Origin of the sequence: Cellulomonas sp. NPDC057328 (assembly GCF_042667215.1) — a bacterium.
Lineage (GTDB): Bacteria > Actinomycetota > Actinomycetes > Actinomycetales > Cellulomonadaceae > Cellulomonas.
Map to the genome: position 1 here is coordinate 1 of NZ_JBHUZW010000063.1, position 21,246 is coordinate 21,246.

Consider the following 21,246-nt stretch of genomic DNA (forward strand, 5'->3'; position numbering starts at 1 on the left):
CGGCGGCACGACGCCGCGGCCGGCCCGCCCCCGAGCCGCCCGAGGACGGTACGGCGGCCGTCGACGCCGAGCCCGACCCCGAGTCGGTGGCCCGTGCGATCGTCCTGCGGCAGCTGAGCGCGGCGCCGCGCAGCCGCGCCCAGCTCGAGGACGCGCTCGCGCGGCGGGACGTGCCCGAGGAGGTCGCGGCGCGCGTGCTCGACCGCTTCACCGAGGTGGGGCTGATCGACGACGAGGAGTACGCGCGGATGCTCGTCCGGTCGCGTCACCGCGACCGCGGCCTCTCCCGCCGCGCGCTCGGCACCGAGCTGCGCCGCAAGGGCATCGACGACGAGACCGCCGCCGCCGCGCTCGAGGAGGTCGACGGCGACGACGAGGAGCACGCCGCCCGCGAGCTCGTCGCCAAGAAGCTGCGCGCCACGGCGTCCCTCGCGACCGAGGTGCGCGTGCGCCGCACGTACGCGGCGCTCGCGCGCAAGGGCTACCCGCCCGGGCTCGTCGCCGGGCTGGTGCGCGAGGCGCTCGCCGCCGAGGGCGCCGCCGACGACGCCCCCGGCTGGTCCGACGCGGAGGGCTGACGAGGTCCCGACAGCGCAGGTCGCCGGCGTGGCGGCCGTGACCTGCGCACGCCTGACCCGTGCACGGCACGGCGCGTCGGCGCAGCGCCTCGCCTGGGCGACAATGAGGGACCCGTCGGCGCTCGGCCGGCCGGTCCGGGAGGACACGTGGAGCAGGCAGCGATCGTCATCGTCGTGGGGCTGCTCGGTGCGTGCCTCGTCGCGCTCGTCCTCGTCCTCGTGGCGCGACGGGAGGCGGACGCGCAGCGCCGGCAGGCCGGCGAGGACGTGGCCCGCATCAAGGACGAGGCCCGCGCGCTGCTCGCCGACGCCGAGCGCCGCCAGCAGCGCATCTCCGACCGGGAGCGCGAGCTGGCGGGGGAGCGGTCGGAGCTCGTCGACCTCGAGCGCCGCACCCGCGCGCAGGCCGACGCGCTCGCCGAGGCCCAGCGCGCCGGTGCCCGCGCCGTCGACAAGGCCGAGCGCACCGCGGCCCGCACGCTCGCGGACGCCGAGCGCGCCGCCAACGAACGGCTCGCGTCCGCGCGCGAGCAGGCGCGGCAGGAGCTCGAGGCCACCAGCGGGCTCACCCAGGAGGAGGCGCGCGCCGAGTTGACGCGCCGCATCGCCGAGCAGGCCGCCAACGACGCCGCCGCCCAGGTCCGCCGTGCCGAGGCCACCGCGCGCCGCACCGCCGACGCCCGCGCCCGCCGCATCGTGACCGCGGCCGTGCACCGTCTCGCCGTGCCGACCAGCGCGCAGCACGTCGTGACGATCCTGCCGCTGCCGTCCGACGAGATGAAGGGCCGCATCATCGGCAAGGAGGGGCGCAACATCCGCCACTTCGAGGCGCTCACCGGCGTGAACGTGCTCGTCGACGAGACGCCCGACTCCGTGGTGCTGTCCTCGTTCGACGCCGAGCGGCGCGAGGTCGCGCAGGTCGCCCTCGAGACGCTCATGGCCGACGGGCGCATCCACCCGCAGCGCATCGAGGCCGCGTACGCCGAGGCGCTCGCCGGTGCAGACGAGCGCCACGACGCGGCCGGCCACGACGCGGCGGAGCGCGCCGGCGTGGACGGCCTGCACCCCGACGTCGTCCGGACCATGGGGCGGCTGCGGCTGCGCACGTCCTACGGGCAGAACGTCCTCGAGCACCTCGTGGAGAGCGCGCAGGCGGCGGCGGCGATGGCCGCGGAGATCGGCGCCGACGTCGACGTCGCCCGCCGCGGCGCCTTCCTGCACGACCTGGGCAAGGCCCTCACCGCCGAGGTCCCCGGCACGCACGCCGCCGTCGGCGCCGACCTCGCACGGCGCTGCGGCGAGTCCGAGGCGGTCGTCAACGCCATCGCCGCGCACCACGACGAGGTGCCGCCCGCGACCGTGGAGGCGGTGCTCGTGCAGGCCGCCGACGCGATCTCCGCGTCCCGCCCGGCGGCACGCCGGCAGGACGTCGACCAGTACGTCGAGCGGATGGGCAGCCTCGAGGCGCTCGTCGCCGAGCACGACGGCGTCCGCCGCGCTCTGGCGATGGCCGCCGGCCGGGAGGTGCGCGTCGTCGTGGAGCCGGACGAGGTGACGGACCGCGACCTGCCGCAGCTCGCGACGGCGATCGCCCGGCACATCGAGTCCGACCTCACCTACCCGGGCGAGATCAAGGTGACCGTCGTCCGGGAGCTCCGCGCGAGCGCGACGGCCGGCTGACGCCGCCGCGCACGCGCGGGGCAGGGCGTCAGGGTGTGATGCGTCCGGTCGTCGCCCCGGTGGCGCCGTCACCGACGGTTGCGGCGATCTCCGCCGGCGCCGCCGTGCGACGTGAGCGTCCCTGCAGGCGCATGGCGAGGCGCGACAGCGTGATGTTGACCAGCAGGTAGACGCCCGCTCCTACGGCGAACAGCGCCACGAGCGAGGCGTTCCCGAAGAAGTAGGTGTTGTTCTGGATGGTCTTCAGCAGCTCCTCGTAGCCGACGATGAAGCCGAGCGACGAGTCCTTGAGCAGCACCACGAGCTGGGCCACGAGGCTCGGCAGCATGGTGCGCAGCGCCTGGGGCAGCAGCACGAGCCGCAGCGTCTGCGCGCGGCTCAGCCCGACGGCGAGGCCGGCCTCGGTCTGGCCCTTGGGCAGGGCCGCGAGCCCTGCGCGGACGATCTCCGCGATGATCGCCATGTTGTAGACGACGAGCCCGAACACCACGGCGCTGAACGCGTCCCAGCCGAACGCGAGCAGGGCGAACAGCATGACGAGCAGCACGGGCAGGCCGCGGAACAGCTCGATCACCGCGGTGGCGATCCAGCGCAGCCACGCGATGCGCGTCGTGCGCCACACGGCCAGGACGAGTCCCAGCAGCAGTGCGAGCGGGGCCGCGACCGCCGCGGCACGCAGGGTGGCGCCGAGCCCCGTGACGAGCAGGCTCCGCCACACGTCGGCGGCGGACTGGCCCATCGGCGGGTCGTACAGCACGGCCCACCGCTCGGGGGCGAAGACGCCGCGGCCGGCGGCGTACCAGGCGCCGAGGCCCAGGACCACCAGCACCAGGACGCCGGCGACGACCGACCCGATGCGCTCGCGCCGGCGGGCGGCAGGACCGGGGACGTCGTACAGGACGGAGCTCATCGGGCGAACGCCACCCTCCGCTCGAGGGCGCCGGCCAGCTGGCCGGCGGGGATGGTGATGACCAGGTAGAACAGCGCGACGCCGACGAGCACCATGACCGAGTCCGCGGGGTTGCCCTGCGCCAGGCGGCGGCCGGTGGCCATCAGCTCGACGACGGCGAAGCCCGCGGCGACGGACGTGTTCTTGGCGAGCGCGATGATGACGTTGATGAGCGGCGGGATCACCGACCGCACGGCCTGCGGGAGCACGACCGACGTCAGGGTCTGCCCGAAGGTGAGACCGATCGCGCGTGCCGCCTCGGCCTGGCCGACGCCGACGGAGTTGATGCCTGAGCGCACGGCCTCGGCCACGAACGCCGACGTGTACAGCGTCAGCGCGAGCACCGCGGCGGCGTAGCCGAACAGCCGGAACGGCGTGAACTGCGGCAGCACGTACACGGTGAAGAAGAAGACGAGCGTGAGCGGCGTGTTCCGCAGCAGCTCGGTGTAGACGGTGCCGAACGCGCGCAGCGAGCCGAGCGGCGAGACGCGCAGCATCGCGACGAGGGCGCCGACGACGAGTGCACCGGCGCCCGCCACGAGCGTCAGCTGCAGGCTGAGGCGGAAACCGGCGAGGTACGCCGGCATGTTGTCGGCGATGACCGAGGGGTCCACGCACGTCCTCCGGGAGCTGGGTCGGTAGGGCACGGCACGGCCGGGGCGCCACGGCGGGCGCCCCGGCCGCGGGTGTCAGTAGCGGTCGACGGCCGGGGGCTCCGGCGTCGGCAGCACCGTGCCCGCCGTCTCCGTCCAGGCCTGCTCCCAGCTGCCGTCCTCGAAGCTCTCCTCGAGCACGTCGTTGATCCACATGCGGAAGTCGGTGTCGTCGAGCGCCAGGCCGATGCCGTAGGGCTCCTCGGTGAAGGGCTCGCCCCGGACCTCGAGGTCCGGGTTCTGCGCCGCGAATCCGGCGAGGATCACGTTGTCGGTGCTGATCGCGTCAACCTGGCCGTTGCGCAGCGGCTCGATGCAGTCGGAGTACGCCTGCAGGGCCTGGACCTCGGCCTCGGGGTAGTTCTCGATGAGGTTCGCCTCGGGCGTGGAGCCCGAGACCGTGCAGACGCGCTTGCCGGCGAGGTCGTCAGGACCCTGGATGTCCTCGTTCTCGGTGAGCGTGAGGATGGACTGCCCGGCCTCGTAGTACGGGCCCGCGAACGACACGACCTCCTTGCGGGTGTCGTTGATCGTGTACGTCGCGATGACGATGTCGACCTGACCCGACTGGATGAACGGCTCGCGGTTGGCCGACACGGTCTCGACCCACTCGATGTCGTCCTCGGCGATGCCCAGCTTGCCGGCGATGATCTTGCCGATCTCGACGTCGAAGCCGGTGGGCGTGCCGTCCGGGCCGCGCAGCCCGAACAGGGGCTGGTCGAACTTCGTGCCGATGGTGATGGTGCCCTCCTCGGCGAGGGCCGCCATCGTGGAGCCCTCGGGGAAGTCCGCCGGCGCCTCGCTGGCGGTGCCGCCGCCGGCGGTCTCCTCCGCCTCGCCGGCGTCGTCGCCGCCGCCGGAGCAGGCGGCGAGGGCGAGCGTGGACACGGACAGCAGGGCGATGAGCCCGGTGCGAGCGGATCGCATGTGCATCTCCTTCGGTCGCGGCGGCGCGGGTGGCGCCGCCGGAGGGACGGTCCGGCGTGTCGTGCCGTGGTGCGGGCGGCGCGGCCGGTCGGCCACGCCGGCCCGGCGTCAGTGGGTGAGGATCTTCGACAGGAAGTCGCGCGCCCGCTCGCTGCGGGGCGCGGTGAAGAACGTCTCCGGGTCCGCCTCCTCGACGACCTGGCCGGCGTCCATGAAGACGACGCGCTGCGCCGCGCGCCGTGCGAAGCCCATCTCGTGGGTGACGACGACCATCGTCATGCCGTCGCGCGCGAGGCCGACCATGACGTCGAGGACCTCGTTGATCATCTCGGGGTCGAGCGCGGAGGTCGGCTCGTCGAAGAGGAGGGCCTTCGGGCGCATCGCGAGAGCGCGTGCGATGGCGACGCGCTGCTGCTGCCCGCCGGACAGCTGCGCCGGGTACTTGTCGGCCTGGTTCGCGACGCCGACGCGCTCGAGCAGCTCCATCGCCGTCGTGCGGGCCTCGGCGGGCTTGACCTTCTTCGCCTTGACCTGGCCCAGCGTGACGTTCTCCAGCACCGTCTTGTGCGCGAAGAGGTTGAACGACTGGAAGACCATCCCCACGTCGGCCCGCAGCCGCGCGAGCGCGCGCCCCTCGGCCGGGATCGGCTCGCCGTCGATGGTGATGGTGCCGGCGTCGATCGTCTCGAGGCGGTTGATGGTCCGGCAGAGCGTCGACTTGCCGCTCCCGGACGGGCCGATGACGACGACGACCTCGCCGCGGTGCACGGTCAGGTCGATGTCGCGCAGCACGTGGAGGCTGCCGAAGTGCTTGTTCACGCCGGACAGGACGATGAGCGGGTCACCGGTCGGGCGGGTCGTCGGGGCGGTGGGCTCGGCGGTCGTGCTGTCGGCCATCCCCCGAACCTACGGGTGCTGTGTTGCGTCCGCCACGGTCGCACGTCACGAACCGGTAACGCCCTGGTCATGTGTCCGATCAGGTGTCCGACCGCGCCGCGACGCCCAGTGGCGGGGCGGCACCGGGCCGGCGGCGCGCCGACGTACCCTGGTGGGCGATGTCCACGACCCTGCCCGCCCCCGCCGTCGCCCCGGCCCCCGCCGGTGCCGACCTCGCGGCCGCGACCCCGCCGCAGCCGGCGCGCACCTACCTGGTGAAGACGCTCGGCTGCCAGATGAACGTGCACGACTCCGAGCACATGGCCGGCATGCTCGAGGAGGCCGGCTACGTGCCGGCACCCGCGGCCGACGCCGCGGCGGAGAACGTCGACGTCATCGTCATCAACACGTGCGCGGTGCGCGAGAACGCCGCCGACAAGCTGTACGGCAACCTCGGCCGCCTGGCGGGCCAGAAGCGCGCGCGCCCCGGCATGCAGATCGCCGTCGGCGGCTGCCTCGCGCAGAAGGACCGCGCCGGCATCGTCGAGCGCGCGCCGTGGGTCGACGTCGTGTTCGGGACGCACAACCTCGACGTCCTGCCGACCCTGCTGGAGCGCGCGCGGCACAACGCGCGCGCCGAGGTCGAGATCGCCGAGTCGCTGCAGGTCTTCCCCTCGACGCTGCCCACACGCCGCGAGTCGGTCTACGCGGGCTGGGTGTCCATCAGCGTGGGGTGCAACAACACCTGCACCTTCTGCATCGTGCCGCACCTGCGCGGCAAGGAGCGCGACCGCCGGCCCGGCGAGGTGCTCGCCGAGGTGGAGGCGCTCGTCGGGCAGGGCGCGATCGAGGTGACGCTGCTCGGGCAGAACGTCAACTCCTACGGCGTCGAGTTCGGCGACCGGCAGGCGTTCGCGAAGCTGCTGCGCGCGGCCGGCGCCGTGCCCGGGCTGGAGCGGCTGCGGTTCACGTCCCCGCACCCCGCCGCGTTCACGGACGACGTGATCCACGCGATGGCGGAGACGCCGACGGTCATGCCGCAGCTGCACATGCCCCTGCAGTCGGGCTCCGACCGCGTCCTGCGCGCGATGCGCCGCTCGTACCGGTCGGAGCGGTTCCTCGGCATCCTCGACCGCGTGCGCGCCCTGATCCCGGACGCCGCGATCACGACCGACATCATCGTGGGGTTCCCCGGCGAGACCGAGGAGGACTTCGCCGAGACGCTGCGCGTCGTGGCGGCGTCCCGGTTCTCGTCCGCGTTCACCTTCCAGTACTCGCCGCGCCCGGGCACGCCCGCGGCCGACCTGCCGGACCAGCTGCCGAAGGCCGTCGTCCAGGAGCGCTACGAGCGTCTCGTCGCGCTGCAGGAGCGCATCTCCTGGGAGGAGAACCAGGCGCAGGTCGGGCGCACCGTCGACGTGCTCGTCGCCGAGGGGGAGGGCCGCAAGGACGGCGCCACCGCGCGCCTGTCGGGACGTGCCGCCGACAACCGGCTCGTCCACCTGTCGCTGCCGGCCGGCCTGGCCCCGGCCGACGCGCCCCGGCCGGGCGACCTCGTCACGGTCGACGTCACGCACGCGGCGCCGCACCACCTCGTCGCGGACTCCGCGCTGACCCGCGGCTCGTTCGCCGTGCGGCGCACCCGCGCCGGCGACGCGTGGGAGCGCCGCGCGTCGGGCGCGGAGGAGCACGCGCACGGCGGTGCGGGCGGCGGCTGCGGCACGGGTGCGGCGCCGGCCGGACCGGTCGTCCTCGGGCTGCCGTCGGTCGGGCTGCCCGTCCGCTGACGGGCCCGCGCTCGGCGCAGGCACGCGGCACGGGCACGCCGCGCCCGCCGGGCGGTCAGTTGTCCGGGACGTCCGGCGGCGTGCCGCCCTCGCCGGGCACGACCGGCTCGAGCGCCGCGAACAGCTGCACGCCGGTGCCGAGCCCGCACGCGAGCAGCTGCGCGAGCTGCACGTCCGTGACCCCCGGCTCGAGGTCCGCGGAGACCTCGGCGTAGACGGCGAGCACGCCGTCCTCCTCGCGCACGTACGCCTTCGGCCAGATGCGCTCGCGGTTCCAGTCGTTGATGGCGAGCGCGAGGGCGCGCCGCTGCTCGAGCGGCAGCGTGCGGTGCCAGCGTCCGCGGACCTGCAGGATCTCCTGCTGCTCGCCGAGCAGCAGGAACCAGAACCGGCTGCCGTCCCACGTCCCCGTGAGGTCGCCGTCCTCGTCGACGAGGAACCGGTAGCCCCGCGCCAGGAGGTAGTCGGCGACGCGGTCGCGCGTGAGCAGACGCGGCAGCTCGCCCTCCGACGGCTCCCGCTTGGTCGGCTTCGGCAGACCGCCGAGCACCCGCAGCAGCCACCCGGGCCCGCTCACGGGGCGACCCCCGCCGGGTCCGGGTACCGCTCGTCGAGCGCGTCGAAGAGCATGCTGCCGGTGGACAGCCCGCAGAACAGGATCTGGCTGAGCTGCGCGTCGGTCGCCCCGTGCTCGAGGTCGGTGGCCACCTCGGCCACCACGTGCACGCGCCCGTTGTCACGCACGCGCACGTACGCCTTCGGCCAGATGCGCTCGGCGTTCCACTCGTTGCACAGGTCGAGCACCTCCTCGAGCCGTTCGATCGCCAGCTCGCGGTGCCACTGCCCGCGCACCTGGAGGATCTCCGCCTGCTCGCCGAACAGGAAGAAGTAGAAGAGCCGCCCGCGCCACAGGCCGCCCAGGTCGCCGTCGTTGTCGACGAAGTAGCTGAAGTGGTTCTCCGTCATCCACGCCGCGATGCGGGCGGGCGAGACGGGAGCCGGCGTGGTGACGCCGGTCTCGGCGGTGCCCAGCTCGCGGGCCAGCAGCGCCGCGACGCGGGCGTGCAGCTCGCCGTCGTCCTCGACCGGGGCGACGGACACCTCGGCACGCGTCCTCGGCCGTCCGCGCCCCCACCAGCGGCGTGCGCGATCCCCGAACGACACCATGCGCACGACCCTACCCGGCGGCACCGACGGTGCGACCGGCGTCGCCCGGGCGGGCGACCGGGCCCGCCGGCGCGGCGCGCGACGTGGCCCGCGACGGGGCCGCCGTGGACGACCACGCGTGCGTCCGCGCGCCGCGGTCCGGCTACCGTCGTCGCGTGCTCGTCGCCGCCGCGCTCGTCCCCGACACCGTGCTGCTCCTGCCCGGGGCGGCGGGTGGGGCGTCCGACGACCCCGGCCTCGTCCGGCTCCGGGACGCGGCGCTGGCCGCGGTCCGCGCGGCCACGGGCGCACCCGCCGACGTCCCTGCCGACACCCCCGCCCGGACCTCCACCCGCCCCCGCGTCGTCGTCGTCGCCCCGGGGCGCGCCGACCGCTCGGTGACCGGCGACGTCCGGCTCGGCGCCGCCGCCGCGGGCGTGCCCGACCGCCTGCTGGCGTGGCCCGTCCCCGCGCTGCGGCTCGCGGCCGCCCCGGGCGGCCCGCCGCCGGAGCCGGGACCGCTCGGCGTGCCGGCGACGGTCGGCGCACGTCTCGCCCTGCGGGCGGGCGCCGACGTGGTGCACGTCGTCGAGGTGGCGTCGCGCGACGCGGCCGCGCTGCGCGACACGGGCGCGCGCCTGTGCGCGGACGGGCCGACGGCGCTCGTGGTCGTCGGCTCCGGCTCGGCGCGGCACGGGCCAGACGGGCCCCTCGCCGACGACCCGGCGGCCGGCCCGCTCGACGCGGCGCTCGCGTCCGCCCTCACCGGTGCGGGCCGCGGCGCGCGCGACGTCCTGACCGACCTCGACCCGGTGCACGCGCAGGCGCTCGCCGTGAGCGGCTGGGGGTCGTGGCAGGTCCTCGTCGGCGCGCTCGACGCGTCCGGCGGCGTGCCGTGGGTCGACGGCGGCGCCCACGCCGACGTGTGGCACGGCGCCGCGCACGGCGCGGCCTGCTGGCGCGTGGCGGGGGAGGACGCGTGAGCCTCGTCGTCGCGGTCGTCGGCCCGACCGCCACGGGCAAGTCCGACCTCGGCCTGGCGCTGGCGGAGGCGCTGGGCGGCGAGGTCGTCAACGCCGACGCGCTCCAGCTGTACCGCGGCATGGACGTCGGCACGGCGAAGGTGCCCGTCGCCGAGCGCCGCGGCGTGCCGCACCACCTGCTCGACGTGCTCGACCCGCGGGAGGAGGCGTCCGTCGCGGACTACCAGGAGCAGGCACGCGCGGTCGTCGCGGACCTGCGCGCGCGCGGCGTCCGGCCCGTCGTGGTGGGCGGGTCGGGGCTGTACGTGCGCGCGCTGCTCGACCACCTCGAGTTCCCCGGCACGGACCCCGATGTCCGGGCGGCGCTCGAGGCGCGGGTCGAGGCGGAGGGTGCACGGGCGCTGCACGACGAGCTCGCCGCCGTGGACCCGGTCGCCGCCGCGGGGATCGGCCCCCGGAACGCGCGCCGGGTGGTCCGCGCGCTCGAGGTCATCGCGCTCACGGGGCGCCCGTACTCGGCGTCGCTGCCGCGGCACGAGTACGCCGTGCCGGCCGTGCAGGTCGGGCTCGACTGCGACCGCCCGACGCTCGACGCCCGCGTCGCCGGGCGCGTCGACCGGATGTGGGACGGCGGGATGCTCGCCGAGGTGGAGCGCCTGCTGGAGCACGGCCTCGGGCGCACGGCGGCGCGCGCCGTCGGCTACGCGCAGGCCGCCGCGCAGCTGCGCGGCGAGCTCGACGACGCGGCGGCGCGCGCCGAGACGACCGTCGCGACCCGGCGGCTCGCCCGCAGGCAGATGGGGTGGTTCGGCCGCGACCCGCGCGTGCACTGGCTCGACGCGCAGGACCCGGCGCTCGTCGAGCGCGCCGTCGAGCTCGTCGCCCGCGCGGACGCCGGGACGCTCGGGCCCGCCACCGACGCGCCGTCGACCCGCCGTACGCTGGGCTCATGACCCTGCCCGTCCCCGTCCAGGCGCCCGCGCCCACCGGCCTCGGCCGCGTCGACGTCACCAAGGGCCACGGCACGCGCAACGACTTCGTGCTCGTGGACGACCGCGACGGCGCCCTCGACGTCAGCGCCGAGCTCGTGCGCCGGCTCTGCGACCGTCGGGGCGGCCTCGGCGGCGACGGGCTCATCCGGCTCGTCGCGACGGCGCACGTGCCCGACGCGCCGGCGACCACGCGGACCACCGCCTGGTTCATGGACTACCGGAACGCCGACGGCTCGGTCGCGCAGATGTGCGGCAACGGCGTGCGCGTGTTCGCGCGGTACCTCGAGCGGCTCGGGCTGTGGCAGCCGGGCACGGGCGACCTCGCCGTCGGCACCCGCGCGGGCGTGCGCACCGTGCGGGCGGTCGACGTGCCGGTCGGCCTCGGCGACGACGCGTGGTTCGCGGTGGACATGGGGCCCGTGACGGTCACCGGCGGCGCCGCGGCACTGGCCGACGGCGGCGACGCGGAGGTCGAGGTGGCCGGCCTCGAGGTGACGCGACCCGGGCTGGGCGTCGACGTCGGCAACCCCCACACCGTGGTCGTCCTCGCCGCCGACGCGGACCTCGTGCGTGCCGACCTCACGCGCGCACCCGTCGTCACGCCGGTGCCGGCCGACGGCACGAACGTCGAGCTCGTCGTCCCGCTCGGCGAGCAGGTGCTGGCCGACGGCACGACCGCCGGCCGGGTCCGCATGCGCGTGCACGAGCGCGGCGTGGGCGAGACGCAGTCGTGCGGCACGGGCGCCGTGGCCGCGGCGGCCGCCGTGCGCGCCTACGGCGGCGCGGGCGCACCCGACGTCTGGTTCGTGGAGGTGCCCGGTGGCACGGTCCGCGTCACGGTGACGCCCGGCGCCGACGCACCGCGGGCGGAGCTCGCCGGGCCGGCCGTCCTCGTCGCCGAGGCGTCCGTCGACCTGGCGGCGCTGCTCGCGTGAGCACCGACGCAGGGCACGGGCGGGACGGGACCGTGGTCCCCGGCGGCCCGGGCGACGTGCTGACGCCCGACGAGGTGGGCGCGCCCCTCGGTGAGCGCGCGACGCTGCTGCAGGTCTCGACCGCGTTCTGCGCCCCCTGCCGGGCGACGCGACGCGTGCTCGCCGCGGTGGCGCGGACCGTGCCGGGCGTCGTCCACGTCGAGCGGGACGTGGCGGACGCGCCCGCGCTCGCGGACCGGCTCGCCGTGTCGAGCACGCCGACGGTCGCCGTGCTCGACGCCGCCGGCCGCGTGGTGCGGCGCGCGGACGGCGTGCCGACGACGGCTCAGGTGCTCGCGGCCGTCGCGTCCGCGCTGCCCGTCGACGCCTGACGTCCCGCGGCCGTGTCCGGCTCCGGGGCGGCGTCCCCGGACACGACCCCGTCCGGTGCGTGCCCCGCCGTCTCGCTCGGTGGCGTGCCGACGCGCGGCGCGGTCAGCGCCGACGCGACCGCGAGGGCGGCCGCGAGCCCGAACGCGGCGATGAACCCGCCGACGCCGACCACCGCGTCCGCGGCGCCGGAGCCGTGCCCGCCCGCGCCCCCCGTGCCGGTGACGAGCGCGAACAGGACGCCGGTCACGGCGAGCGTCATGGCCGAGCCGACCGCGTCGCTGATGGACATCGCCGAGCTGTTCGTCCCCTGCGAGCCGGGCGCGGAGTAGCCGAGGACGAGCACGTTCAGCCGCGACGACGCCAGCCCCATCCCGGCACCGGCGGACGTCCACGTCGCCACGAGGACGGCCGGCGGCAGGTCCGCCGCGGCGGTCACGAACGCGCCGACCACCCCCACCGCGACGAGGACGGTGCCGACCCGAACGGCGCCGCGGCTGGTGAGCCGGTGGCCGAGGCGTCCCTGCACGGCCGACATGCCGGACCACGCGAGCGCGGCCGTCGTGAGCGCGAGCCCGCTCGCGGCGGGGCCCCAGCCGTCGCGCTGCGCGAGCAGGTACGGCACGTACGCCTGGGCGCCGAAGAACGCGCCGGACACGAGGGCCCGCGTCGCGATGACGGACGGCAGCCCGGGCCGCGCGGCGAGCGCGCCCGCGGGCAGGAGGGGGCGCACGGCGACGAGCGCGGTGGCGCCCGCGGCGGCGGCGAGCGCGGCCGACGGTGCGGCCGGCAGCTCGACGGCGAGGTTGAGCGCCAGCACCGCGCCGGCGACGAGCACCGCGAGGCCGACGCGTCGCCGCCCGTCCGTGCGCGCCCCCGCGCCGCCGTCCGGCGTCCCCAGCGGCCGCAGCGTGCGCAGCAGCGGCAGGCTCGTCGGCACGACGAGCAGCGCGACGCCGAGGAACACCCAGCGCCATCCCGCGGCCTGCGCCACGACCCCCGCGACCGTGGGTCCCACGAGCGAGGGCAGCACCCACGCGGCCGAGAACCACGCGAACGCGCGCGGGTGCAGGGCCGGCGGGTAGGCGCGCGCGAGCGTGACCAGCAGCGTCACGTTGACGGCACCGCCGCCGAGCCCCTGCGCGAGCCGGCCGCCGACGAGCACGGGCATCGACGTCGCGAACCCGGCGACGACCAGGCCCGCGACGAACAGGGCGGTGCCCGTGAGGAACGGCCGGAACGGCCCGGAGCGGTCGGACCAGGTGCCCGCGACGACCATGCCGACGACGCCGGTGGCGAGCGGGCCCGCGAACGCGAACGCGTAGAGCGCGTGCCCGTCGAGGACGTCGGCGACGCCCGGCATCACCGTCGTCACGGCGAACGACTCGAACGCGACGAGCACGACGAGCGTGACGAGCGCCGCGGTGGTGGTGCGGCGCGCGCGCCACAGCGCCTCGACCTGCGGCGTCGGCACGGTCACGACGTCACCCGCACGACGTCGCCCGCGGACGTCACCCGCAGGACCCGGAAGCCCTTCGCGCTCGCGACGCGGTCGACCGTGACGCCGAGCCCTGCGCCGGCGGGCGCGTCGGTGGCGAGCCACCGGTGCAGCGGGTCGGCGCCGAGGTTGCGGCCGACGACCAGCCAGGCGTCGCCGTCCGGGGCCACGCGCGGCAGCCACGCCGCGAGCAGGTCGTGCAGCGCCGCCTTGCCGATGCGCACGGGCGGGTTCGACCACAGCGTGGCGAACCGGACGTCCGGCGGGACGTCCTCGGGACGCGCGGCGACGACGTTCGCGGCACCGAGACGCTCGGCGTTGCGCCGCACCAGGTCGAGGGCGCGCTCGTTGACGTCGACGGCCCACACGCGGGCCTGCGGCGACGACAGGGCGAGCGTGAGCGCGACGGGACCCCAGCCGCAGCCGAGGTCGAGCAGGTCGCCCGTGGCGGGCGGTGCCGGCACGGTGCGCAGCAGCACCTGCGTGCCGAGGTCGACGTGGTCGGGGGAGAAGACGCCGCCCGCCGTCTCGACCGTGACGTCGCGGTCGGCGATCCGGACGCGCACGGACCGGCGCTCGTCCGCCGACGCCGGGCGCGCCGTGAAGTAGTGGTCCCCGCCGGCCGTGTCCTCGCCGTCCCCGTCCGGCCCGTCCCCGCTGTGCACCCGCCGACCCTAACGGCCCGCCACGGCTGCGCCTGCAGCGAAAAACCTCGCCCGGGTGGTGCCGCGGTGCGACGCTGGTCATCTTGTAGGTGGACGAGAGGACACGCGTGGACGACCGACAGCACACCACCCCCGAGGCGCCGCAGGCGCCGGTGCGCAGCGCCCAGGAGGTGGCCGACGACGTCGTCGCTCGTGTGCTGGCCCGGGCCGGGACCGCCCTGCAGTCCGGCGGCACGACGCACACGACGTACGACGGCGACCAGCTCGACCTGGAGGAGCGCACCTCGCTGCGCCGCGTCTCCGGGCTCTCGACCGAGCTCGAGGACGTCACCGAGGTCGAGTACCGGCAGCTGCGCCTCGAGCGCGTCGTGCTCGTGGGCCTGTGGGGTGCGGGCACGGCCGAGGAGGCCGAGATCTCCCTGCGCGAGCTCGCGGCGCTGGCCGAGACGGCCGGCTCGCAGGTGCTCGACGGGCTCCTGCAGCGGCGGCGCAGCCCCGACCCGGGCACCTTCCTGGGCTCCGGCAAGGCGGCCGAGCTCGCGACCGTCGTCGCGGCCGTCGGCGCCGACACCGTCGTGGTCGACGGCGAGCTCGCACCCTCCCAGCGCCGCGCGCTCGAGGACGTCGTGCGGGTCAAGGTCGTCGACCGGACCGCGCTCATCCTCGACATCTTCGCGCAGCACGCGAAGTCGAAGGAGGGCAAGGCCCAGGTCGAGCTGGCGCAGCTCGAGTACCTCCTGCCGCGCCTGCGCGGCTGGGGCGAGTCGATGAGCCGGCAGGCCGGTGGCCAGGTCGGCGGCGCCGGCGCAGGCATGGGCTCCCGCGGCCCCGGCGAGACGAAGATCGAGCTCGACCGGCGGCGCATCCGCAACCGGATGGCGAAGCTGCGCCGCGAGATCGCCGCGATGGCCCCGGCCCGGGAGACCAAGCGGGCCTCCCGCAAGCGCAACGCGATCCCGTCGGTGGCGATCGCCGGCTACACGAACGCCGGCAAGTCGTCGCTGCTCAACCGGCTCACCAACGCGGGCGTGCTCGTCGAGAACGCCCTGTTCGCGACGCTGGACCCGACGGTCCGCCGGGCGGAGACGTCCGACGGCCGCGTGTACACGCTCGCGGACACCGTGGGCTTCGTGCGGCAGCTGCCGCACCAGCTCGTCGAGGCGTTCCGCTCCACGCTCGAGGAGGTCGCGGACGCCGACCTGATCCTGCACGTCGTGGACGCGTCGCACCCCGACCCGGAGGGGCAGATCGCGGCCGTGCGGCACGTGTTCGCCGACATCCCGGGGGCGATGGACGTGCCGGAGATCGTCGTGCTGAACAAGGCCGACCTGGCGGCGCCGGAGGTGGTCACGCGGCTGCGGTCGCGCGAGGTGCACTCCGTCGTCGTCTCGGCGCACACCGGCGAGGGCGTCGCGGAGCTGCAGGAGCTCATCGCCGACCAGCTGCCGCGGCCCGGCGTGAGCGTCGATGTGGTGGTGCCGTACGACCGGGGCGACCTGGTGAGCCGCGTGCACGAGCACGGCGACATCGACCACGAGGAGCACACGCCCGACGGCACCCTGCTGCGGGCGCGCGTCGACGCGGACCTCGCGGCCGAGCTCGAGCGGGTGGCCGTCCGCCGCGCCTGAGCGCCCGCACGACGCACGAGCACCGGACCCGGTGCGCGGGGCCCACCGGCCCGGCGTGCCGGGTCCTGCGCGTGCGGGCGAGCGTGCCTAGGGTGCGAAGGTGATCCCCGCCGACCTGGACCTCCTGCGCGCCCCCGGCGCGCCCGCCCTGCTGCCCGACGGCTCGGCCGCCGTCGTCGCCGTCGTCGGCCCCGACACGACGCTCGACGCGTACCGCGGCGAGCTGTGGCTCGTGCCGGTGGACGACCCGACGGCGGACGTGACGACCGACCTCGGCGAGCACGAGCCCGGCACGGGCCGTGCGCGCCGTCTCACCCACGGGCACCGCGACACCGCGCCGCAGGTGTCGCCCGACGGGCGGTGGGTCGCGTTCTGCCGCGCGCCGCTCACCGGCGGCCCCGCGCAGGCCCACCTCGTGGCCGCGGGCGGCGGGGAGCCCGTCCGCCTCACGGACGCCCCCCTCGGCGTCGCGCACCTGCGGTTCTCGCCGGACGGCACGCGGCTGGCGTACCTGGCGCGCGTGCCCGAGGAGGGGCGCTACGTCGCCGGCGCCGACGCGTCGGCCGAGCCGCCCCGGCACGTGACGACGTTCCGGTACCGCGCGGACGGCGTCGGGTTCGTGCACGACCGCCCGCAGCACGTCCACGTGCTGACCCTGCCCGCCGACCCGGGCGCGGGCGACGCGCTGCCCGGGCCGACCGCGCTCACGTCGGGCGCGTGGGACGTCACCGACCCCGCCTGGCTGCCCGACGGCGGGGCGCTGGTCGCGACGTGCACCCGCCACGCGGACCGGGAGCGCGACGTGCGGCGCGACGTCGTGCTGGTGCGCGCGGACGAGCGCGGCACCGACGCCGCGGCGCTGCCGGCCCTCACGGACGCCGACGCGGGCAGCCCGCTCCAGGTCGGGACCGTGCGCCCGGCGGCGGACGGGACGGCGCTGTGGCTCCAGGCCCGCGACCTCGGGCCCGACGGCCACGACACCGTGGCCGCGCTCACGGGGCTCTACCGGCTGCCGCTGAGCGGGACCGGGGCGGCCACGCGTGCCTCGGGCGCACCGGAGCGGCTGACCGACGCGGAGACGGTCGACCTGTCCGACGGCGTCCTCGTGCCGCTCGCGGACGGTGCCCTCGTCGCGGTCGAGGAGCGGGGCGCCGTCACGCTCGTCCACGTCGGCGGGGACGGCGCCCTGCGGACCGTGCTGGACGCGCCGCACGTGGTCCTCAACGCCGACGCCCTGCCCGCCGGCGGCACGGCCGTGGTCGCGGCCGCGCACCCGGTGACGTCCGGCGCCCTGCTCCGCGTCGACGTGACGACGGGCGACGCCGCCACGCTCGCCGACTGGTCGGCGCCCCTGCGCGCCACCGGTCGGGTGCGCCGGCCCGTCGACCTCGCCGCGACGTCGCCGGACGGGTACGCGGTGCACGGGTGGGTCGTGACGCCGGACCCGGAGCGGTGGGGCGCCGGGCCGCACCCCACGCTGCTGATGATCCACGGCGGCCCGTTCGCCCAGTACACGCACGCGCTGTTCGACGAGGCGCAGGTGCTGGCCGGCGCGGGGTACGCCGTCGTCCTGGGCAACCCGCGCGGCTCCGCCGGGTTCGGGCGCGCGCACGGGCGCGCCATCCGGCACGCCTTCGGCACCGTCGACACCGAGGACGTCCTCGCGCTGCTGGACGCCGCCGTGGCCCAGCACCCGCAGGAGCTCGACGGCGGGCGCGTCGGCGTGCTCGGCGGCTCGTACGGCGGCTACCTCACCGCGTGGCTGACGACCCGCACCGGCCGGTTCGCGGCGGCCGTCGTGGAGCGCGGCTTCCTCGACCCGGTGAGCTTCACGGGGTCGGCCGACATCGGCTGGTGGTTCGGGCTCGAGTACGTCGGCGACCACGGGACCCCCGAGGGCCTCGCCGCCGTCGCGGCGCAGTCGCCCATGGCGCACGTCGGGCGCGTGCGCACGCCCACGCTGGTCATCCACTCGGAGCAGGACTGGCGCTGCCCGGTCGAGCAGGGCCAGCGGTGGTTCGTCGAGCTGCGGCGCCGCGGCGTCGAGGCGGAGCTGCTGCTCTTCCCCGGGGAGGGGCACGAGCTCACGCGGTCGGGGCGGCCGCGGCACCGGGTCAGCCGGTTCGAGCACCTGCTCGGCTGGTGGTCCCGGCACCTGCCGACCGCCGCGGTCCCGGGCACCGGGGGATGACGGCCGAGGCGCGTCGGCGGTCGCGACTACGCTGACGCGGTGCACCAGGCCCGGACGACCGACCCGACCCCCGCGGCGGCGGACGTCCCCGGGGCCGGCGGCGCCGCGGCGGACGTCACGGGGCGGGCGTCGTCCGTGCACGCGGCCGTCGACGAGCTGCTCGACCTCGCGGTCGGCGCACTCGGGGGCGGGCGGCGGGAGGGGCAGCGCACCATGGCGCACGCCGTCGCCGACGCGCTCGCGGGCGGGGAGCACCTGCTCGTCCAGGCCGGCACCGGCACCGGCAAGTCGCTCGGGTACCTCGTGCCCGCGGTCCGGCACGCGGTGACGGAGGACGAGCGGGTCGTCGTCTCGACGGCGACGCTCGCGCTGCAGCGGCAGGTCATGACGCGGGACCTGCCGCTCGTCACGCGCGCGCTCGCGGGCCGCCTGCCGCGGCCGGCGGACATCGCGCTGCTCAAGGGCTGGCACAACTACCTGTGCGTGCACAAGGTCGCCGGCGGCTACCCGGAGGACGACCAGGGCGCCCTGTTCGACGTGCCGGAGCGTCCCGGGGCCGCGGACCACCCGGCACCGGTCGCCGACGCGGGGGAGCGCGAGACGCTCGGCGAGCAGGTCGTGCGCGTCCGCGAGTGGGCGCAGGCGACCGACACCGGGGACCGCGACGACCTCGTGCCCGGCGTCGCGGACCGGGCGTGGCGGCAGGTCTCCGTGACCGCCATGGAGTGCCTGGGCTCGTCGTGCCCGGTGCTCGAGGAGTGCTTCCCCGACGCGGCGCGGGCCCGCGCGCGCGAGGCCGACGTCGTCGTCACCAACCACGCGATGCTCGGCATCGCGGCGACCGGCTCGCCCAACGTGCTGCCCGAGCACGACGTCCTCGTCGTGGACGAGGCCCACGAGCTCACCGACCGCGTGACCGCACAGGCGACGGCCGAGCTGTCGGTGGCGACGATCGAGCACGCCGCGCGCCTGGCACGCCGGCACGGCGGCGTCCCGACGACGGACCTCGACACGGCGTCCCAGCACCTGGCGAGCGTGGTCGTCCCGCTGCCGGAGGGCCGGTTCCGGGACGGCCTGCCGGAGGCGACCCGGCTCGCCGTCGCGGCCGTGCGCGACGCCGCGCGCACGCTCCTCACCGTCCTCAAGCCCGACGCGTCCACCAAGGGGCGCGACGGCGCCGAGGGTGGCGTCAAGATGGCGAACGCCGCGATGCTCGCGCTGTTCGAGACGGCCGAGCGGATGGCCGCCGACCCGGAGGACCTGCGGCACACGGTGCTCTGGTGCGCCCGCGGCGAGGACCGGCGCGGGCAGGTCACCACGCGGCTGCACGCGGCGCCGCTGGCCGTCGACGGGCTCGTGCGGACCCAGCTGCTCGCGGGGCGGACCGGCGTGCTGACGTCGGCGACGCTCGCGCTCGGCGGCTCCTTCGACCCCGTGGCGCGCGCGCTCGGCCTCGCGAGCCGCCCCGACGCCGCGCCCGCCGGTCCGGCGTCGCTCCCGGTGGCCGCGTCCGCCACGGCCGCCGGCTCGGGCACGGCGACCGCGGGCGCGTCCGACGTGCTGCCGGGCACGGAGCGCGCGGGGCGCACCGAGCGCGCCGAGCGCGTGGACGCCGGCCGCTGGCGCGGGCTCGACGTCGGCAGCCCGTTCGACTACCCGCGGCAGGGCATCTGCTACGTCGCGCGGCGCCTGCCCACGCCCGGCCGGGAGCCGGCGACCGACGCGCAGCTCGACGAGATCGCGACGCTCGTCCAGGCCGCCGGCGGGCGCACGCTCGGGCTGTTCACGTCCCGCCGCGCCGCGCAGGTCGCCGCCGAGGCGATGCGCGAGCGGCTCGACGTCCCCGTGCTGCTGCAGGGCGACGACCAGCTGCCGACGCTCGTCGCGCAGTTCGCCGCCGACGAGCCCACGTGCCTGTTCGGGACGCTCTCGCTGTGGCAGGGCGTCGACGTGCCCGGGCCGGCGTGCCGGCTCGTCGTGATCGACCGCATCCCGTTCCCGCGACCCGACGACCCGGTCCGGTCCGCGCGGTCCGACGCGGTCGGCGCGGCGGGCGGCAACGGGTTCATGGCGGTGTCCGCGACGCACGCGGCGCTGCTGCTCGCGCAGGGGGCCGGACGCCTCGTCCGGTCGGGGGACGACCGCGGCGTGGTCGCGGTGCTCGACCCGCGCCTGGAGACGGCGCGGTACGGCGAGTTCCTGCGCCGCTCCATGCCGCCGTTCTGGCGCACGACGGACCGCGACCTCGTCGTCGCCGCGCTGCGCCGCCTGTCGGCGGCGGGCTAGCCTCGCCGGGGGACGTGCCGCCCGGGCGGGCGCGTCCCGCGCGCAGCGGAGCCCGTGACGAGGGGACGAACGCCATGACGCAGGACATCGAGGGCGACGACACCGCGCTGACCGTGCCGACGCCGCAGCGCCGCACCTCGAAGGTCGGCATCGTCGGCGCCGGCGCCGTCGGGTCCACGATGGCGTACGCGGCGCTCATGCGCGGAGCCGCGCGGACCGTCGCGCTCCTCGACGTCAACCGGCAGAAGGTCGAGGCGGAGGTGCTCGACCTCAGCCACGGGATCCAGTTCATGTCGATGGCCGAGGTCGTCGGCTCGGACGACGTGTCGGTGCTCGCCGACTGCGACGTCGTCGTCTTCACCGCGGGCGCGAAGCAGCGGCCGGGGCAGTCCCGCCTGGACCTGGCGGAGGCGACGATCTCGCTCGTGCGGACGGTGCTGCCCGGCATCGTCGAGGTCGCGCCGAACGCCGTGTACGTGATGGTGACGAACCCCGTCGACGTGGTCACGTACGCCGCGCTGCAGATCTCCGGCCTGCCGCCGGCGCAGCTGTTCGGCTCCGGCACGGTCCTGGACTCCTCGCGCCTGCGGTACCTCATCGCGCGGCACACCGGGGTGGCGGTGCAGAACGTGCACGCGTACGTCGCGGGCGAGCACGGCGACACCGAGCTGCCGCTGTGGAGCTCCGCGTCGATCGGCGCGGTGCCGCTGCTCGAGTGGCCGGGCGTCGGCGGGCACGGCCCCCTGACGAGCGAGGTCCGCGAGTCCATCGCGCGCGAGGTCGTGGAGTCGGCCTACCGGATCATCGAGGGCAAGGGCGCCACCAACTACGCGATCGCGCTGGCCGGGTCCCGCATCATCGAGGCCGTCCTCAAGGACGAGCGCCGCATCCTGCCGGTGTCGTCCCTGCTCGACGGGTACCTCGGCATCTCCGACGTGTGCCTCAGCGTGCCGACCGTGGTCGGGTCGTCGGGCGTCGCCGAGCGGCTGGAGGTGCCCATGTCGTCCGACGAGCTGCTGGGCCTGCGCCGGTCGGCCGAGGCCGTGCGGTCGGTCGCCCGCCGCTTCGGGTTCTGACGCCCGCCGCACGCGCCCGGGGACGGG

General features: G+C 76.5%; 19 protein-coding genes. 11 read left to right on the forward strand and 8 right to left on the reverse strand.

Going from position 1 to position 21,246, the window contains the following annotated elements; translation table 11 throughout:
- The coding region (locus ACFUMH_RS12130) for a regulatory protein RecX (protein WP_378205442.1) at window positions 1-578 on the forward strand (578 nt) is incomplete at its 5' end.
- A gap of 147 nt (window positions 579-725) precedes the next feature.
- Window positions 726-2,258, forward strand: coding sequence for a ribonuclease Y (gene rny / locus ACFUMH_RS12135; protein WP_378205445.1), 1,533 nt, complete (start codon window positions 726-728; stop codon window positions 2,256-2,258).
- A 28-nt stretch (window positions 2,259-2,286) separates the two neighbouring features.
- Here rny and ACFUMH_RS12140 read toward each other — a convergent pair whose 3' ends face one another.
- The 4 genes from ACFUMH_RS12140 to ACFUMH_RS12155 all read right to left on the reverse strand — a co-directional run bounded on the left by ACFUMH_RS12140 (window position 2,287) and on the right by ACFUMH_RS12155 (window position 5,684).
- Complete coding sequence (locus ACFUMH_RS12140; RefSeq protein ID WP_378205450.1) at window positions 2,287-3,168, reverse strand: amino acid ABC transporter permease; 882 nt, start codon at window positions 3,166-3,168, stop codon at window positions 2,287-2,289.
- Window positions 3,165-3,794 (reverse strand): amino acid ABC transporter permease, encoded by a 630-nt coding sequence (locus ACFUMH_RS12145; RefSeq protein WP_378205498.1) that lies wholly within the window; start codon window positions 3,792-3,794, stop codon window positions 3,165-3,167. The genes ACFUMH_RS12140 and ACFUMH_RS12145 overlap by 4 nt, the downstream gene beginning before the upstream one ends.
- A gap of 102 nt (window positions 3,795-3,896) precedes the next feature.
- Window positions 3,897-4,787 (reverse strand): transporter substrate-binding domain-containing protein, encoded by an 891-nt coding sequence (locus ACFUMH_RS12150; RefSeq protein ID WP_378205453.1) that lies wholly within the window; start codon window positions 4,785-4,787, stop codon window positions 3,897-3,899.
- A gap of 108 nt (window positions 4,788-4,895) precedes the next feature.
- Window positions 4,896-5,684 carry an amino acid ABC transporter ATP-binding protein gene (locus ACFUMH_RS12155; RefSeq protein WP_378205456.1) on the reverse strand — a complete coding sequence of 263 codons (789 nt, stop codon included), beginning with the start codon at window positions 5,682-5,684 and terminating at the stop codon, window positions 4,896-4,898.
- A gap of 158 nt (window positions 5,685-5,842) precedes the next feature.
- Here ACFUMH_RS12155 and miaB point away from each other — a divergent pair, with 158 nt between their 5' ends.
- On the forward strand, window positions 5,843-7,450 hold the full coding sequence (gene miaB, locus ACFUMH_RS12160) for a tRNA (N6-isopentenyl adenosine(37)-C2)-methylthiotransferase MiaB (RefSeq protein ID WP_378205458.1): 1,608 nt from the start codon (window positions 5,843-5,845) through the stop codon (window positions 7,448-7,450).
- Window positions 7,451-7,505: 55 nt separating this feature from the next.
- On the opposite strand, the gene ACFUMH_RS12165 is transcribed toward miaB, so the two are convergent.
- Both ACFUMH_RS12165 and ACFUMH_RS12170 read right to left on the reverse strand, forming a co-directional pair.
- Window positions 7,506-8,027, reverse strand: a complete 522-nt coding sequence (locus tag ACFUMH_RS12165) for a YbjN domain-containing protein (RefSeq protein WP_378205462.1) — start codon at window positions 8,025-8,027, stop codon at window positions 7,506-7,508.
- Window positions 8,024-8,617 (reverse strand): YbjN domain-containing protein, encoded by a 594-nt coding sequence (locus ACFUMH_RS12170; RefSeq protein WP_378205465.1) that lies wholly within the window; start codon window positions 8,615-8,617, stop codon window positions 8,024-8,026. The genes ACFUMH_RS12165 and ACFUMH_RS12170 overlap by 4 nt, the downstream gene beginning before the upstream one ends.
- A 155-nt stretch (window positions 8,618-8,772) precedes the next feature.
- On the opposite strand from ACFUMH_RS12170, the gene ACFUMH_RS12175 reads away from it, so the two are divergent.
- From ACFUMH_RS12175 to ACFUMH_RS12190, 4 genes are read left to right on the forward strand one after another with little or no spacing between them, the layout of a single operon-like run.
- Window positions 8,773-9,579 (forward strand): hypothetical protein, encoded by an 807-nt coding sequence (locus ACFUMH_RS12175; protein WP_378205468.1) that lies wholly within the window; start codon window positions 8,773-8,775, stop codon window positions 9,577-9,579.
- Entirely contained in the window at window positions 9,576-10,532 is a 957-nt protein-coding gene (gene miaA, locus ACFUMH_RS12180; RefSeq protein WP_378205470.1) for a tRNA (adenosine(37)-N6)-dimethylallyltransferase MiaA, read from the forward strand. The genes ACFUMH_RS12175 and miaA overlap by 4 nt, the downstream gene beginning before the upstream one ends.
- On the forward strand, window positions 10,529-11,506 hold the full coding sequence (gene dapF / locus ACFUMH_RS12185; RefSeq protein WP_378205473.1) for a diaminopimelate epimerase: 978 nt from the start codon (window positions 10,529-10,531) through the stop codon (window positions 11,504-11,506). The genes miaA and dapF overlap by 4 nt, the downstream gene beginning before the upstream one ends.
- A complete protein-coding gene (locus ACFUMH_RS12190; protein WP_378205476.1) occupies window positions 11,503-11,877 on the forward strand; it encodes a TlpA family protein disulfide reductase in 375 nt (124 codons plus the stop codon). Before dapF ends, ACFUMH_RS12190 begins: the two co-directional genes overlap by 4 nt.
- Here ACFUMH_RS12190 and ACFUMH_RS12195 read toward each other — a convergent pair.
- The gene (locus ACFUMH_RS12195; RefSeq protein WP_378205480.1) at window positions 11,832-13,355 is read right to left on the reverse strand and encodes an MFS transporter; all 1,524 of its coding nucleotides are present in this window, start codon (window positions 13,353-13,355) and stop codon (window positions 11,832-11,834) included. The two genes, ACFUMH_RS12190 and ACFUMH_RS12195, sit on opposite strands and share 46 nt — an antisense overlap.
- Window positions 13,352-14,038: a class I SAM-dependent methyltransferase gene (locus tag ACFUMH_RS12200; RefSeq protein ID WP_378205483.1), complete on the reverse strand. Its 687-nt coding sequence runs from the start codon at window positions 14,036-14,038 to the stop codon at window positions 13,352-13,354. The genes ACFUMH_RS12195 and ACFUMH_RS12200 overlap by 4 nt, the downstream gene beginning before the upstream one ends.
- Window positions 14,039-14,145: 107 nt before the next feature.
- Here ACFUMH_RS12200 and hflX point away from each other — a divergent pair, with 107 nt between their 5' ends.
- From hflX to ACFUMH_RS12220, 4 genes are all read left to right on the forward strand, one after another.
- Window positions 14,146-15,666, forward strand: coding sequence for a GTPase HflX (gene hflX / locus ACFUMH_RS12205; RefSeq protein ID WP_378205486.1), 1,521 nt, complete (start codon window positions 14,146-14,148; stop codon window positions 15,664-15,666).
- Window positions 15,667-15,766: 100 nt separating this feature from the next.
- Window positions 15,767-17,857, forward strand: coding sequence for a S9 family peptidase (locus tag ACFUMH_RS12210; RefSeq protein WP_378205489.1), 2,091 nt, complete (start codon window positions 15,767-15,769; stop codon window positions 17,855-17,857).
- A gap of 39 nt (window positions 17,858-17,896) precedes the next feature.
- Window positions 17,897-20,143 carry an ATP-dependent DNA helicase gene (locus ACFUMH_RS12215; RefSeq protein WP_378205492.1) on the forward strand — a complete coding sequence of 749 codons (2,247 nt, stop codon included), beginning with the start codon at window positions 17,897-17,899 and terminating at the stop codon, window positions 20,141-20,143.
- Between the two features lie 74 nt (window positions 20,144-20,217).
- Window positions 20,218-21,219 carry an L-lactate dehydrogenase gene (locus ACFUMH_RS12220; protein WP_378205495.1) on the forward strand — a complete coding sequence of 334 codons (1,002 nt, stop codon included), beginning with the start codon at window positions 20,218-20,220 and terminating at the stop codon, window positions 21,217-21,219.
- Window positions 21,220-21,246: the final 27 nt, after the last annotated feature.

What these genes read in the sequence shown, in the direction of transcription:
- ACFUMH_RS12140 (WP_378205450.1), bottom strand. Translation starts at nt 3,168, where the DNA reads ATGAGCTCCGTCCTGTACGACGTCCCCGGTCCTGCCGCCCGCCGGCGC.
- ACFUMH_RS12145 (WP_378205498.1), bottom strand. Translation starts at nt 3,794, where the DNA reads ATGCCGGCGTACCTCGCCGGTTTCCGCCTCAGCCTGCAGCTGACGCTC.
- ACFUMH_RS12150 (WP_378205453.1), bottom strand. Translation starts at nt 4,787, where the DNA reads ATGCGATCCGCTCGCACCGGGCTCATCGCCCTGCTGTCCGTGTCCACG.
- ACFUMH_RS12155 (WP_378205456.1), bottom strand. Translation starts at nt 5,684, where the DNA reads ATGGCCGACAGCACGACCGCCGAGCCCACCGCCCCGACGACCCGCCCG.
- miaB (WP_378205458.1), top strand. Translation starts at nt 5,843, where the DNA reads ATGTCCACGACCCTGCCCGCCCCCGCCGTCGCCCCGGCCCCCGCCGGT.
- ACFUMH_RS12170 (WP_378205465.1), bottom strand. Translation starts at nt 8,617, where the DNA reads ATGGTGTCGTTCGGGGATCGCGCACGCCGCTGGTGGGGGCGCGGACGG.
- dapF (WP_378205473.1), top strand. Translation starts at nt 10,529, where the DNA reads ATGACCCTGCCCGTCCCCGTCCAGGCGCCCGCGCCCACCGGCCTCGGC.
- ACFUMH_RS12220 (WP_378205495.1), top strand. Translation starts at nt 20,218, where the DNA reads ATGACGCAGGACATCGAGGGCGACGACACCGCGCTGACCGTGCCGACG.